The sequence below is a fragment of the Desulfosarcina sp. genome, assembly GCF_046496365.1.
Lineage (GTDB): Bacteria > Desulfobacterota > Desulfobacteria > Desulfobacterales > Desulfosarcinaceae > Desulfosarcina.
This window is the reverse complement of sequence record NZ_JAWOHB010000007.1, coordinates 1-13,824: the sequence shown is the minus strand read 5'-3', so window position 1 is coordinate 13,824 and position 13,824 is coordinate 1. Positions and strand designations below refer to the sequence as shown.

Sequence of the window (13,824 nt, the reverse complement as noted above, 5' to 3'; positions counted from 1 at the left end):
ATGAACCTCGCCGTGGTGTACGGCCTCGCGCTCATCGCCGTGGCGATGGTGCTGGCGCTGGTCTACATGAAACTTTGCCGCAAACCCGCTTAAGGAGACCCGTATGATTCACGAAACCTCATGGATGGCCGTCGGGGTCTTCCTGTTCTTCGCGGGGTCGGTCCTCGCCATCAGCTTCTACCTCGGCGCTCGGGCCCGTTCCGCGAGCGGCTACTTCGCGGCCGGCGGCAGCATCCACTGGGCGGTCAACGGCGTGGCTTTCGCGGGCGACTACCTGTCGGCCGCCTCGTTCCTCGGCATCTGCGGGATGATCGCGTTCTTCGGCTACGACGGGTTCCTGTACTCGATCGGCTACCTTGCCGGCTGGATCGTGGCGCTGTTCATCATCGCCGAGCCGCTCAAGCGGCTGGGACGCTTCACTTTCGCCGACGCGCTGGACAACAAGTTCAACTCGCGCGGCATCAAGCTGGCCGCGGCGATCAGCACGCTGGTGGTGAGCTGCTTCTACCTGATCCCGCAGATGGTCGGCGCCGGCGCGCTGATCCAGCCGCTGCTGGGCTTCCCGCACTACGTGGGCGTCATCACCGTCGGGATCGTGGTGACCCTGATCGTGACCACCGCCGGGATGGTATCGACAACCTGGGTACAGTTCATCAAGGGCGGGATGCTGGTGCTGCTTTGCACCCTGATGACGGTGATGCTGCTGGTACGCGGGGTGACCACCAAGCCGGTGGACTCGCAGGGCAGAGAGGTCCGGATCTTCCGCACCGAGGTTCCAGTGGAGGCTGTGACCGGCGCCGTGGGCGCGGTGGTGCTGCCCGCGGAGGGCGAATGGGCCGGCAAGCCCTACATGCGCGTGCGCGACGCGGCCGGGGTGGTCGCGGTCTGGCGGATAGAGGGCGGCGTGCTGTCGGAGACGCAGACCCTCAGCGTGTTGGGCGACGGGCGCCGGCTGGCCAACGGGCTGCCGCGCGGCAAGGGCGAGGGCGAGGGCGACCTGCTGCCGGTGGGCTACGCCAGCGAGCTGCCGGGCGGCGTCGGCATGCAACGCGTATAGACCGCACAAGGAGCATCAATCATGGGACTTTACGACTTTTCCCTTTATGACCTGATCCACCGCAACGGCCAGTGCTTCAGGAACCGTCCGGCGTGGTTCGAAGCCGACACCGACACGATGACAACCTTCGGGCAATTCCAGTCACAGGTTGAGCGGCTGGCGGCAGGTCTGCAGCATGCCGGCATCCAAAACGGAGACCGGATCGGCGTGGTGGGAAAAAACAGCCTGGCCTTTTTTCAACTGTACGGTGCCGCGGCTGCACTGGGAGCCATCGTGCTGCCCATCAACTGGCGTCTTTCCGCCGATGAGGTCGCCTTCAACCTCAACGATGGTGAACCGGTCATGGTATTTGCCGATGATGAATTCGGAAGCATGGTGGCGGGCATGCAAAATCGTCTCCCCACGGTGAAGCGCCTGGTCAACCTGACCGACACCGGCCCGTTGGAGGCCCTGGATGGATTGATGGCTGGCACCCCCTTTCATGCCCGTCCGGTCGAAGCCGACAACGGCCTGGTCATCATCCACACCGCAGCCGTGGCCGGAAGACCTCGGGGTGCCCTGCTGAGCCATGCCAACCTGCTGTGCGCCAGCCTGCACCTCAATTACTGCTTCGGCCTGTCATCCGCCGGCATCCACCTCAACCTGCTGCCCCTTTTTCATGTGGCCGGTCTTTTCATGGCCGTCAATGCCTTTCATGCCGGGGCATTGAACGTCAATATGAGCAAGTTTGACGCCGACCAGGCCGTGGAACTGATCCAGGCCAAGCGGGTTTCGGTGTGCTTCGACTTCTCTCCGATTCTCGGATCCATTCTCGACGCGCGGCAAAAACAAAATGCCGATATTTCATCACTGCAATCCGTCATGGGTCTGGATGCGCCGGACACCATCCAACGCTATCAGAAGACCACAGGCGGTACATTCTACAATATGTATGGTCAGACGGAAACCTCCTGCCTGACCAGCATGGGGCGCTACGACGACCGCCCCGGTTCAGCCGGACGGCCGATCCCCCTGGGGCGGGTGGAACTGGTGGATGAAGCGGACAATCCGGTGCTGGCCGGTCAGGTGGGCGAGATCACCCTCAAAGGCCCAATGGTATTCAAAGGGTACTGGCGACTGGATGCGGACAATGCCCATACCTTCCGCAACGATCGGCATCACACCGGCGACCTGGGCCGCTTCGACGAGGAGGGTTTCCTGTGGTACGCCGGCCGCAAGCCGGAAAAGGAGTTGATCAAACCCGGCGGCGAGAACGTCTATCCCGCGGAAGTGGAAAAGGTCATCCTGGAGCACCCGGCGGTGGCACAAGCGATGGTGTTCGGGGTGCCGGATCCCAAGTGGAAAGAGGGCATCAAAGCGGTCTGTGTGCTGAAAAGCGGCCGGCAGCTTACCGGCAAGGAGCTGATCGAATTCGTCGGCAGCCGCATTGCCCGCTACAAGAAACCCCAATATGTGCAGTTTGTGAACTCGCTGCCGGAGAAAAATGGCGCCGTCGACCGGGAGGCCGCCAAGACCCTATACGGAGGTGAACAAACCCCCAAGGCATGACGCTGTTAACAACAGCAACGACAATTAAACACCCCAAACCGACAAGGGCTGCTTTTCGCACCCATACCGCCATCCCCGCGGACAACCCTCGCCAGAGGGGCCCCCTCCCGTAAAGATTTTTGGCCTTTAGTATTTTCCGAGTGCAGCAACCATGCTATGAGGACCCGAACAAGACCTCAGCGGCGTTGCGGCGCCGCGAGATCGAACCCTCCCCGCGGCAAGCCGCGGGGAATGCGATCGCTGTCGCGGTTCAAACAAGCCTGAAAGGGAAATCATGCAACCCATGTTTTTCAAAAATGTGGCCATTGAAGCGGTGGACTGTGCCCTGCCGACAACCATCATCACCTCTGCCGACATCGAAGCGCAGCTTTCGGCCGCCTTGGAACGCATGGGCATCAAGCCTGGTCTGATCGAAGGGCTGACCGGCATCCGGGAACGCCGGTTCTGGGCCGCCGACCAGCAGGCCAGCGACGTGGCCACCCTGGCCGCCGAAAAGGTGTTGGAGAAGACCGGGATTCCCCGGGAGGCCATCGGCTGCCTGATCTCCACCTCAGTCTCCAAGGACTATATCGAGCCTTCCGTCGCCAGCCTGGTTCACGGCAACCTGGGGCTGGCCGATCATTGCATCAACTATGACATCGGCAATGCCTGCCTGGGTTTCGTCAACGCCATGAGCAGCATGGGCATGATGATCGACGCCGGTCTGGTTGATTACGGCCTCATCGTAGATGGAGAAAATTCCAGGGAGGTGGTGGAAGCAACCATCGAACGGTTGAGGAAACCGGATGCCCGACCGGAAGCATTCAGAGATCAGTTCGCCACCCTCACCCTGGGGTCCGGAGCGGTGGCCATGATCGTGTGCCGGCGCGACCTTTGCACATCAGGCCATGTGCTCAACGGATCGGTGACCCGGGCCGCCACCCGCCACAGCCGCCTCTGCCTGGGCCAACGCGATTATATGACCGCCGATGCCTCCAAGGTACTCCTTTTTGGCGTGGAGCTGGCCAAAAACACCTGGAACCTGGCCTGCAGCACCCTGAAAAACTGGAGCGATGCACAGATCGATGCCTACATGCCCCACCAGGTCAGCCAGCGAAACATGGACGTGCTCAACGAAAAATTGGGGCTGACCCCGGAAAAACATTATCTGAACTTCCCTGTTTTAGGCAACATCGGTCCGGCAGCTGTCCCCATCAGCTTGTGCCAGGCGGCGGAATCCGGACACATCCGAACAAACGATCACGTGGCGCTTATGGGTATCGGCAGCGGCCTTAACTGCTCAATGATGAGTGTCGCCTGGTGAGCGTACGTTCCCGAACCCATTGGCATTTCCATGGCTGTCAGCCGCTTGGTTCTTTTTTTATCGGCCCGCGATAGGCCTTACTGGTCAATCCGTATTTGCGCATCTTGTAGTGAATCAGTTGTCGCGAAACATTCAGCATCCGTGCGCTTGCAGATACATTGCCACCGGCCGCCCTCAGGGCGCCATCGATCATCTTCAGCTCCTGTTCCTGCCGCTGTTCACGGAGATCCCCCGCACGGATAACAGGTTTCGCCGCGTCAACCTTGAACATTTCGGTTCCTACGGTCGCTTTTTTTGCGGAGCGATCCACCGGCATCATTTGCAGCGGCGGACCTTCATCGCGAATCTGATGCAAAAGCAGATGGGGGGGCAGGTGGGAGATGCGCAGCGTCGTATCCGGCCCGATGGTGTTCATGGCCCCTTCAATGAGGTGTTCGAGTTCACGGACGTTTCCCGGCCAGTGATAGCTTCTGAAAAAGTGCATGACCGGTTCACTGACGCCGTCTACCTGCTTACCCAGAGCCAGATTGTTTTTATAGATGAAATGACGCGTCAGGGTCTCGATCCCTTCAGGCTGTTCACGCAAGGGGGGGATGGGGATGTATACCACAGCCAGTCGATAATAAAGATCCATGCGCAATTGCCGATCCCGAATGGCCTTATGGGCCGGTATGTTCACGGAACTGATGACTTTGACGTCTATGGACACTTCGGTAAATGCACCGACGCGCCGAATTTTTCGCTCCTGAAGTACCCGCAGCAGTTTGGATTGCAGCGCAATGGGCATCGAATTGATTTCATCCAGAAAAAGCGTGCCGCCGTTGGCCTGCTGGAAAAGCCCCTGCTTGTCCACGGCACCGGTAAATGCCCCTTTTACCGTCCCGAAAAGCAGCCCCTCCAGCAGCGTGTCCGGGATGGCCGCACAGTTGATTCCCACAAATGGATTGTCTTTGCGGGGGCTGCAGTTGTGAATGCTCTGGGCAAACATCTCCTTACCCGATCCGGTTTCTCCCAACAGCATTACCGGGGAGCTGCTCTGGGCAGCCAGGCGGGCCATCGTCACGGCGTGCAAAAAGGTTTTATCCACACCGACGATATCGGTAAACCGGTATCGGGTGCCGTTGGCCAATTCCGGCGGGGTATTGGGGGAGAGGGTAGAAAAACCGGCCATCACCTTTTCCAGCAGGTTGTAGTTTTTTACAAAACAGATGGCGCCCACCAGCACACCGTTGCAGTGCAGGGGGAAGACACTGTGGATGGTGTTGACCAGCTTGCCTTTGTGGGTCCGGTAAAAAAAGATCCGGCCGACAACGGGTGCGTTGGCTTCCAGGCACATGCAAATCATGCTGTCACGCCACTCCAGTTGATAAATTTCCGCCACCCGCTTGCCGATGACTTTTCCTGGCCGGAGATCGTCAATGGCCGCCTGGGTTTCATTGTAGAAAAGAATACATCCGCGGGTATCCGTAATCAGGACGCCCTCATCAAAAGCATCCAGCACCGGAAAAAAATCCAGGTCCCCAAGGTCCCGAAGAAAGGTTGGCTTCGATGGTCGATCAGACACGGTGTGCCTCCATGGGTAATGGTCAAAACAAGGGTTGCATTGCCCGGAATATATGTAAAAAAAATAGGCGATGAAAACATTTTTTCAAATTAATATGTAATATTTTTTGTCACTTCAAGAATTCAATCAGACCCGATGCTGTCAATCGATTCCCGGCTGTTTAGCGTGCCCGTTTTCGTCCAGAGATGTTTTTCCTTTATTAACTGATGATTACGAAAAATTTTTCAGCCCGACGCCGCGGTTGAGCCCTTTGCGAACGCTTTTTTGCATGCCGACCCTTGATGGCATGCAAACTGCTCTGTAAGCGGTATTCACACGCCGCCAACCATCGCAACAAGGAGGATTGCCCATGTATGATCGCATGCAAACGCTCACGAAGGACCAGATGACACGGATTCACGAGGCTTCCATGGCGCTGTTGTCCAGTGTCGGTGTAGCCTTCAATGAACCCGAAGCCCTGGAGATTTTTACCTCCAACGGATTCAAGGTGGACGGGAAAACAGTTTTCATGACCGAGACCCAGGTTCAAAAAGCCCTTGAAACCACCCCCCCACGATTTACGGTGCGCGCAAGAAATCAGGAAAAAAGCGTCGCTGTGGGCGAGGACGATTTCGTTTTTGCACCCGGTTACGGTGCGCCCTTCATCTCCCTGCCGGACGGCAGTCAGCGGGGGGCGACCATGGCGGATTATGACAATTTCTGCAAATTGATCCAGACATCCAAAACCATCGACATGAACGGGTTCATGATGGTGGAACCCGGGGATGTATCACCTGAAACCGCCCATCTGGACATGATTTTCTCCAATATCGTGTTGTGCGACAAACCCTTTATGGGAAGTCCGGTATCCAAACAGGGCGCCCGGGACTGCGTTGAGATGGCATCCATCATATGGGGCGGCGAAGACAAGCTTGCCGCTGCGGGACCGGTTTCGGTGTCCCTGATCAATTCCCTGTCCCCGCTCCAGTTTTCCGACGAGATGGCCGGCTCCCTGATTGAACTGGCCCGGGCAAACCAGGCCTGCGTGATTGCCTCTCTGATCATGGCGGGCTCATCCGGACCGGTGACCCTCTCCGGGGTGTTGGCATTGCAGAATGCCGAGATTCTGGCAGGCATCACCCTGGCGCAGCTTGTCAATCCCGGTGCACCGGTCGTCTATGGATCCACATCCTCGGCGATGGATATGCGCACCGGCGGGTTGGCCATCGGCTGCCCCGAGCTCTCCATGGTGGTTTCGGCGACTGCGCAGATGGCACGCTTCTACAAGCTTCCCAGCCGCAGCGGCGGAAGCCTTACCGATGCCCATTTTCCGGATGCACAAGCCGCGGGAGAATCCACACTGGCCCTGTCTACAGCCGCCCGCAGCGGAATCAACTTCATTCTCCATTCGGCAGGCATCCTGGGGTCTTACATTGCCATGAGCTTCGAAAAATTTCTGTTTGATGAAGAGATGTGCGGAATCATCCGCAAGCTGATCAAGCCCATCGACATAACCGATGAGGCCATCGATGTAGACATGATTAAAACCGTGGGCATCGGCGGCCAGTACCTGACCCAGCCCAAAACTTTCAAACTTTGCCGGACGGAGTTCTACATGACCGATTTTTTTAACCGGCAGAATTATGCCGGCTGGAAGGCTGCCGGTTCCCAGCGCATTGATCAGGCCGCTTCCGAAAGTCTGAGCCGCCGGTTAGCCGCCTATGAAAAACCCCCCATCGATCCGGATGTGGAAACCGCTTTGGCTGCATATGTCTTACGGCGTAAGAATAAATCTTGACGCCAAACATCAGTTGACCTATGGATCGGGCTCAATATAAATTTCAATTATTTTAACTGAAATATTATAACGTTAAGAACATAGAGCGCCAATATTTTTAAAACCCAATCATTCAAACTCAGGAGGATTACTTATGACCACCCAGGACATTTTCAACGCAGTGCTGGCATTTGACGAGGAAACGGTTAAGGCCAAGACCCAGGCGGAGCTGGACGGCGGTACAGACATTGGGACGATCCTCAACGACGGCCTGATCAGCGCCATGGATGAGGTCGGCGAGCGCTTCAGCTCAGGGGAGCTGTTCGTGCCCGAGATGCTCATGGCCGCCCAGGCCATGAAGGCCGGCCTGAAGATCCTCAAGCCCCACCTCAGCGCCGGCCAGAGCAAGAGCAAGGGCGTCGTGGTCATCGGCACGGTCAAGGGGGACCTGCACGACATCGGCAAAAACCTGGTTTCGATGATGATGGAGGGGGCCGGGTTCGAGGTAGTCGACCTGGGAGTGGATGTGGAAAGCGAGAAATTCGTCAAAACGGCAGCGGAAAAAAGCGCCGACGTGATTGCCCTGTCGGCGCTGTTGACCACGACCATGCCGTCCATGGAGAGCACGGTCAAGGCGGTCAAGGAAGCCGGTATGGCCACGCGTACAATCATCGGCGGCGCGCCGGTGACCCAGGCCTTTGCCGACCAGATCGGTGCCGATGGCTACAGTGCCGACGCCCCGGGGGCGGTTAAGCTGGTCAAGCAGCTGGTTGCGTAGGACTGCGGCCCGAAGGATCCCGGGAGCGGCATCTTGACGCGATAACCGGTTGTCCGTCACGGCCAGATGCCGCTCCAACGTTATTTGGAGCCACTGGGCGCCAGTGGCCTGAACAGGAGAATATCGCCATGATTATCATCGGAGAACTGATCAACGCCAGCCGCAAGGCCATCAAGGCGGCCATCGAAGGCCAGGATGCAGCGGCGATCCAGCAGGTGGCCAGGGACCAGGCCGAAGCCGGCGCGGATTACATCGACGTCAACGCAGGAATTTTCGTGGGCAAGGAGCCCGCATACCTCAAGTGGCTGGTGGAAACCGTCCAGCAGGTCACCGACAAGCCCTGCGCCATCGACAGCCCGGACCCGGCGGCCATCGAGGCGGCCCTTGGCGCTCATCGGGGCGTACCCATGATCAATTCGATCTCGCTGGAAAAGGAGCGCTACGACAAACTCATGCCCATCCTGGCCGGCACGGACATGAAGGTGATCGCCCTGTGCATGAGTGACGCGGGCATGCCCCAGACCGTGGACGACCGCATGAAGATCGCCGACGAACTGGTGGGCGGACTGCTCAAAAACAACGTCAAGCTGGAGAACATTTTCGTGGACCCGCTGGTGCAGCCGGTCTCGGTGGACAAGACCTTCGGGGTCGAGTTCATCAACGCCATCGAACGGATCGTGATGACCTTTCCCGGCATCCACACGGCCTGCGGGCTGAGCAACATCAGCTACGGGCTGCCGGCACGCAAGTTCATGAACCAGACCTTCATGACCATGGCGATCGCCAAAGGGCTTGACGGGGCGATCATCAACCCGCTGGACAAGCGCATGATGGCCACCATCATCGCCGCCGAAGCCCTTGCCGGCAGGGACAACTTCTGCATGAGTTACCTCAAGGCATTTCGCGCCGGCATGTTCGAAGGATAACTGATTTAAAGAACCGGTCTCGCCCCTAAACGGGCCCGGTTCTTCTTTTGCCTTTTTGGGCACCCCAAAACCGCCCCCCTCTTTTTCGCCGCCGAAAAGCCGTGTTCAAACCCATATAAAATATGCTAACATATCGTCCTGATTAACCATCTTTACCCCATACACCCCAATCATTGAGAGGAAAGAAGATCCATGAGCACCGAGCCCAATAAAGTGATCTATTCCATGATGCGTGTCAGCAAGTTCTACAATAAAAAACCGATTATTCAGGACATCTCATTAAGCTACTTCTATGGTGCCAAAATTGGTGTGCTGGGCCTTAACGGGTCCGGCAAAAGTACCCTGCTGAAAATCATGGCCGGCGTGGACACGGAATTCAACGGTGAAATCATCCTGTCCAAGGGCTACACCATCGGTTATCTTGATCAGGAGCCCCTGGTCGATGAAACCAAAACCGTACGGGAAATCGTTCAACAGGGTGTTCAAGAGACCGTTGACCTGCTAGACGAATTCAACCTGATCAATGAACGCTTTGCCCAGCCCATGTCCGACGATGAAATGGACAGATTGATCCAACGCCAGGGCGAAGTTCAGGAGAAGCTCGACCACCTGGATGCATGGGATCTGGACTCCCGGCTGGAAATGGCCATGGACGCCCTGCGATGCCCGCCCGGAGACACCCCGGTGAACATCATCTCCGGTGGCGAACGCCGCCGGGTGGCCCTGTGCCGGCTGCTGCTCAAAACACCCGACATCCTGCTCCTGGACGAACCCACCAACCACCTGGATGCCGAGTCGGTTGCCTGGCTGGAACAGCATCTTCGGCAGTACGCCGGCACTATCATCGCCGTCACCCACGACCGCTATTTTCTCGATAACGTGGCCGGCTGGATATTGGAACTGGACCGGGGCCACGGCATCCCCTGGAAAGGCAACTACAGCTCCTGGCTGGAACAAAAACAGAGCCGCCTGGCCAACGAGGAGAAATCGGAGAGCGAACGCCAGAAAACACTTAAGCGTGAATTGGAGTGGATCCGCATGGCGCCCAAAGGCCGCAGGGCCAAATCCAAGGCGCGTATCACCTCCTATGAAAAGTTGCTGGAGCAGGCCAACGAAAGTTTGGCCAAAGATCTGGAAATCTACATTCCACCCGGCCCGCGCCTTGGCGATATGGCCATCCAGGCCAAGGGGGTGTCCAAAGCCCATGGAGACAAACTGCTGATGGACAACATGAATTTTTCTCTCCCGCCGGGCGGTATTGTTGGGGTGATCGGCCCTAACGGTGCGGGTAAGACCACCCTGTTTCGCATGATCACCGGTCAGGACCAGCCAGACAGTGGTTCAATCATTATCGGGGATACGGTCAGCCTGGCATACGTGGACCAGAGCCGTGATGTCCTGGACCCGCAAAAAAATATCTGGGAAATGGTTTCGGGTGGTCAGGACACCATTGACCTGGGCAGTCACCAGGTCAACTCCCGGGCTTACGTGGCCCGGTTCAACTTTTCCGGATCCGACCAGCAGAAAAAAGTGGGCCTGCTGTCGGGCGGTGAACGCAACCGGGTGCATCTGGCCCGCATACTTAAATCAGGGGCCAACGTACTGCTGTTGGACGAGCCCACCAATGACCTGGATGTCAACACCATGCGGGCGCTGGAAGAGGCCCTGGAAAACTTCGGTGGCTGCGCGGTGGTCATCAGCCACGACCGCTGGTTTCTCGATCGCATCGCCACCCACATTCTGGCCTTCGAAGGCGACAGTCAGGTGGTCTGGTTCGAGGGCAACTACTCCGACTACGAGCAGGACCGTAAAAAACGATTGGGGGCGGCAGCGGATCAACCCCACCGCATCAAGTACCGGCAGTTGACCAGATAAATATGCGTGCGGAGAATTAAGGCATTGGCACGATCAACCCATTCAATCCGCAAGCGCTGATTCCCGATTCCGGAATGACCGACATGTATTTTCCCTCCGTCAACATCGCTCTGCCCGATTGGGTGGACAGTGCATTGCCCGACCCGGAATATGTCTTTCTCAAGACGGCGGACCGCATGGCTCTGGTGATCGATCTGGCCAGGAAAAATGTCGATGCCGACACCGGTGGGCCTTTCGGCGCTGGCATCTTTGACATGCAATCGGGGCGGCTGGTTGCACCGGGGGTCAACATGGTAATCCCCGGCAACTGTTCGGTGGCCCACGCGGAGACCACGGCCATCATGATTGCCCAGAAGATAATGGGCACCTTCGACCTGGGAGGGGCAGGGATGCCCGCCATGGAATTGGTTTCGAGCACAGAACCCTGTGCCATGTGCCTGGGCGCCGTGATATGGTCCGGTGTAAGGCGGCTGATTTGCGGCGCCCGGGACAGCGATGCCCGTGAGATCGGCTTTGACGAAGGTCCAAAACCGGACGAGTGGATGCTTGAACTTCAAAACCGAGGGATTGCGGTGGTCCGGGACGTGGGCCGAAAAGCGGCCGTGGCCGTACTCCAACATTATGTGAAGCGTGGCGGATGGGTCTATAATGCCCGGCAGACTTTTGGACCATAGGACCCTTACCGGCACCCAGACACCACACAGACGGATTGGCGCCCATGAAGAAACTCAGCAGACGCTTGACCCGATTCGGCGGATTCTTCACCACCACCATCTGGCAGGCACGTCGCGATGAGCAGCCGGCCATCCAGTGGCTGCTGATCCGGCTGATACGAACAATGATTTTATCGTTTCAGGGCTTTACCCGGCACCATGGCCCCCTGCGGGCATCGGCACTTACTTTTTTTTCACTGCTCTCGCTGGTTCCGGTGGTTGCCATGGCTTTCGGCATCGCCAAAGGGTTCGGATTTGAGAGGCGGCTCCAGCAGGAACTGCTGGATCAGTTTTCCGCTCAGCAGGAAGTGGTCACGCAGGTCATCGAATTTGCCCAGAATATGCTCGACAACACCAAAGGCGGCATGATTGCCGGCATCGGCGTCGTCGTCCTTTTCTGGGCGGTCATCAAGGTGCTCGGCAACATCGAAAGTTCCTTCAATCACATCTGGGGGGTTCGCTCACGCAGCTTCATCCGCAAACTGAGTGATTACCTGACCATCATGCTGGTCTGTCCGGTGCTGGTGATTATGTCCGGCAGCGTCACCGTCTTTATCACCTCTCAGGTATCGGCCATCTCCGGGCGGTTCGAATTGCTGCAGATGGTGGGTCCAGCCATATATATGGGGCTAAAACTGCTGCCTTACACCCTGATCTGGATACTGTTCACCCTGATTTATATGGTCATGCCCAATACCCGGGTGCGCTTTGACGGCGCACTTTTGGCCGGGGTAATCGCCGGCTCAGCTTACCAGGCAGTCCAGGCTGCTTACATTCACTTTCAAATCGTCGTGGCCAAGTACAACGCCATATACGGCAGCTTTGCCGCACTGCCCCTGTTCCTGCTGTGGCTGCAGATCAGCTGGTTTATCGTTCTCATCGGCGCCGAGATCTCGCATGCCTACCAGCATTCGGAGCATGTCGATAAAACCGCCGGCGGACGGATGATGAGCATCTCCCAATCCAGACTCCTGGCGTTGACCATCTGCCGCCACGTAGTAAAATTGTTTCACCAGGGCCGGCCGGCACAGACACCAGCGCAGATTGCCGAGGAACTGCTCCTTTCACCCACACTGGTGGACAATCTGGCCGATCTTCTGGTAAAAGGAAACATCCTGGTAAGAATCGACAGTGGTTCGGAGACGAGCGACGCCCTGCAGCCGGCGCGGGATATCGGAAGCCTGACGGTCAACGCCGTAGTTGCCGCCCTCGAGGATGTGGGCAAAAACGATCATGCGCTATCCCAACTGCCGGAGGCGGAAACGCTGTCCGAAACCCTGGCGGCATTGCGATCGGAACTGGATCGATCGGCATCAAATCGGTTGCTTAAGGATATCTGAAAGGCAACTGGACCCATTGGAGATCATCGACCATGGAAAACGTCAATGAAATCGCCCGGATCATCGCCCTGACCATGGGCGCCGCCTGGGCCGCCGGCATCAACCTCTATGCAGCCATCGCCACCCTGGGCATCTTGGGCATCACCGGCAACATGACCTTGCCCCCTGATCTGCAGGTGCTGGCCAACCCCCTGGTAATCGGTGCCGCCTGTCTGATGTTCGCGGTGGAGTTCGTCGCCGACAAAATGCCCGGCGTAGACACCGGCTGGGACACAATTCACACCTTTATACGGATCCCGGCAGGTGCGCTGCTGGCCGCCGGCGCCGTGGGCGAATTGAATCCCGCGGTGAGCCTGGCCGCCGCTCTTTTGGGCGGGACCCTGGCTGCCGGCACCCACAGCATCAAGGCCGGCTCCCGACTGCTCATCAATACCTCACCCGAGCCTTTCACCAACTGGACGGCTTCCATCATGGAGGACTTCATGGTGATCGCCGGCATCTGGACCGCGGTGAACCACCCCCTGGTATTTCTCGTCCTGCTGGCCCTATCCATCCTGCTGATGATCTGGTTGATGCCCAAAATTTGGCAGGGCATAAAATTGCTGGCGGTCAAGGTCAAGCGGCTGTTTACGCCACGGCAAGCGACGCCACCTTTGGCCTGAACTGACTCCCGGATCTGCCCATTAGATCAGGCGACCTTATAGCGAAATGGTCCCTCGTTCACTCCGGATTTCCCGAGGCTGCGCAGCTGTTCATGAGCGGAAAGGATCAGGTTTTCGGTGGTTTCCCAGTCGATGCAGGCGTCGGTGATGGAGACCCCATATTGCAGGGTTTCCAGATTACCGCTGTTCGGCTGACTCCCCGCATTCAGGTTGCTCTCCAACATCATACCGATGATGCTGGCGTTGCCGTCGATACGCTGATTGATGACATCCTGCCACACCGATGCCTGCCGGGTGTGGTT

11 protein-coding genes and 1 pseudogene are annotated in these 13,824 nt (G+C 57.8%); 10 read left to right on the top strand and 2 right to left on the bottom strand.

The genetic code is table 11. The features are described 5' to 3' along the window. The first annotated feature begins 103 nt into the window (after positions 1-103). The 3 genes from R6V78_RS00315 to R6V78_RS00305 all read left to right on the top strand — a co-directional run bounded on the left by R6V78_RS00315 (position 104) and on the right by R6V78_RS00305 (position 3,908). Positions 104-1,057 (top strand): sodium:solute symporter family transporter, encoded by a 954-nt coding sequence (locus R6V78_RS00315; protein ID WP_410287319.1) that lies wholly within the window; start codon positions 104-106, stop codon positions 1,055-1,057. Between the two features lie 21 nt (positions 1,058-1,078). Next, positions 1,079-2,605: an AMP-binding protein gene (locus tag R6V78_RS00310; protein WP_410287318.1), complete on the top strand. Its 1,527-nt coding sequence runs from the start codon at positions 1,079-1,081 to the stop codon at positions 2,603-2,605. Positions 2,606-2,888: 283 nt separating this feature from the next. Continuing rightward, positions 2,889-3,908 carry a 3-oxoacyl-ACP synthase III gene (locus R6V78_RS00305; RefSeq protein WP_410287317.1) on the top strand — a complete coding sequence of 340 codons (1,020 nt, stop codon included), beginning with the start codon at positions 2,889-2,891 and terminating at the stop codon, positions 3,906-3,908. Between the two features lie 37 nt (positions 3,909-3,945). Here the strand turns inward: R6V78_RS00305 and R6V78_RS00300 are convergent, their stop codons facing one another. Next, complete coding sequence (locus R6V78_RS00300) at positions 3,946-5,472, bottom strand: sigma-54 interaction domain-containing protein (protein WP_410287316.1); 1,527 nt, start codon at positions 5,470-5,472, stop codon at positions 3,946-3,948. A gap of 349 nt (positions 5,473-5,821) precedes the next feature. Here R6V78_RS00300 and R6V78_RS00295 point away from each other — a divergent pair, with 349 nt between their 5' ends. The 7 genes from R6V78_RS00295 to R6V78_RS00265 all read left to right on the top strand — a co-directional run bounded on the left by R6V78_RS00295 (position 5,822) and on the right by R6V78_RS00265 (position 13,522). Continuing rightward, entirely contained in the window at positions 5,822-7,249 is a 1,428-nt protein-coding gene (locus R6V78_RS00295; protein ID WP_410287315.1) for a trimethylamine methyltransferase family protein, read from the top strand. A gap of 133 nt (positions 7,250-7,382) precedes the next feature. Next, entirely contained in the window at positions 7,383-8,006 is a 624-nt protein-coding gene (locus tag R6V78_RS00290; protein WP_410287314.1) for a B12-binding domain-containing protein, read from the top strand. Positions 8,007-8,134: 128 nt separating this feature from the next. Further along, positions 8,135-8,932 carry a methyltetrahydrofolate cobalamin methyltransferase gene (locus R6V78_RS00285; protein WP_410287313.1) on the top strand — a complete coding sequence of 266 codons (798 nt, stop codon included), beginning with the start codon at positions 8,135-8,137 and terminating at the stop codon, positions 8,930-8,932. A 192-nt stretch (positions 8,933-9,124) separates the two neighbouring features. Beyond that, entirely contained in the window at positions 9,125-10,807 is a 1,683-nt protein-coding gene (gene ettA, locus R6V78_RS00280) for an energy-dependent translational throttle protein EttA (RefSeq protein ID WP_410287312.1), read from the top strand. A gap of 83 nt (positions 10,808-10,890) precedes the next feature. After that, complete coding sequence (locus R6V78_RS00275; protein ID WP_410287311.1) at positions 10,891-11,481, top strand: nucleoside deaminase; 591 nt, start codon at positions 10,891-10,893, stop codon at positions 11,479-11,481. A 44-nt stretch (positions 11,482-11,525) separates the two neighbouring features. Next, complete coding sequence (locus R6V78_RS00270; protein ID WP_410287310.1) at positions 11,526-12,860, top strand: YihY/virulence factor BrkB family protein; 1,335 nt, start codon at positions 11,526-11,528, stop codon at positions 12,858-12,860. Between the two features lie 32 nt (positions 12,861-12,892). After that, positions 12,893-13,522: a DUF4126 domain-containing protein gene (locus tag R6V78_RS00265; protein ID WP_410287309.1), complete on the top strand. Its 630-nt coding sequence runs from the start codon at positions 12,893-12,895 to the stop codon at positions 13,520-13,522. Positions 13,523-13,548: 26 nt separating this feature from the next. Here the strand turns inward: R6V78_RS00265 and R6V78_RS00260 are convergent. Then, positions 13,549-13,824, bottom strand: a pseudogene (locus R6V78_RS00260) (3-deoxy-7-phosphoheptulonate synthase); the annotation flags it as partial.

What these genes read in the sequence shown, in the direction of transcription:
- ettA (WP_410287312.1), top strand. Translation starts at nt 9,125, where the DNA reads ATGAGCACCGAGCCCAATAAAGTGATCTATTCCATGATGCGTGTCAGC.
- R6V78_RS00295 (WP_410287315.1), top strand. Translation starts at nt 5,822, where the DNA reads ATGTATGATCGCATGCAAACGCTCACGAAGGACCAGATGACACGGATT.
- R6V78_RS00270 (WP_410287310.1), top strand. Translation starts at nt 11,526, where the DNA reads ATGAAGAAACTCAGCAGACGCTTGACCCGATTCGGCGGATTCTTCACC.
- R6V78_RS00275 (WP_410287311.1), top strand. Translation starts at nt 10,891, where the DNA reads ATGTATTTTCCCTCCGTCAACATCGCTCTGCCCGATTGGGTGGACAGT.
- R6V78_RS00305 (WP_410287317.1), top strand. Translation starts at nt 2,889, where the DNA reads ATGTTTTTCAAAAATGTGGCCATTGAAGCGGTGGACTGTGCCCTGCCG.
- R6V78_RS00290 (WP_410287314.1), top strand. Translation starts at nt 7,383, where the DNA reads ATGACCACCCAGGACATTTTCAACGCAGTGCTGGCATTTGACGAGGAA.
- R6V78_RS00285 (WP_410287313.1), top strand. Translation starts at nt 8,135, where the DNA reads ATGATTATCATCGGAGAACTGATCAACGCCAGCCGCAAGGCCATCAAG.
- R6V78_RS00265 (WP_410287309.1), top strand. Translation starts at nt 12,893, where the DNA reads ATGGAAAACGTCAATGAAATCGCCCGGATCATCGCCCTGACCATGGGC.
- R6V78_RS00315 (WP_410287319.1), top strand. Translation starts at nt 104, where the DNA reads ATGATTCACGAAACCTCATGGATGGCCGTCGGGGTCTTCCTGTTCTTC.
- R6V78_RS00310 (WP_410287318.1), top strand. Translation starts at nt 1,079, where the DNA reads ATGGGACTTTACGACTTTTCCCTTTATGACCTGATCCACCGCAACGGC.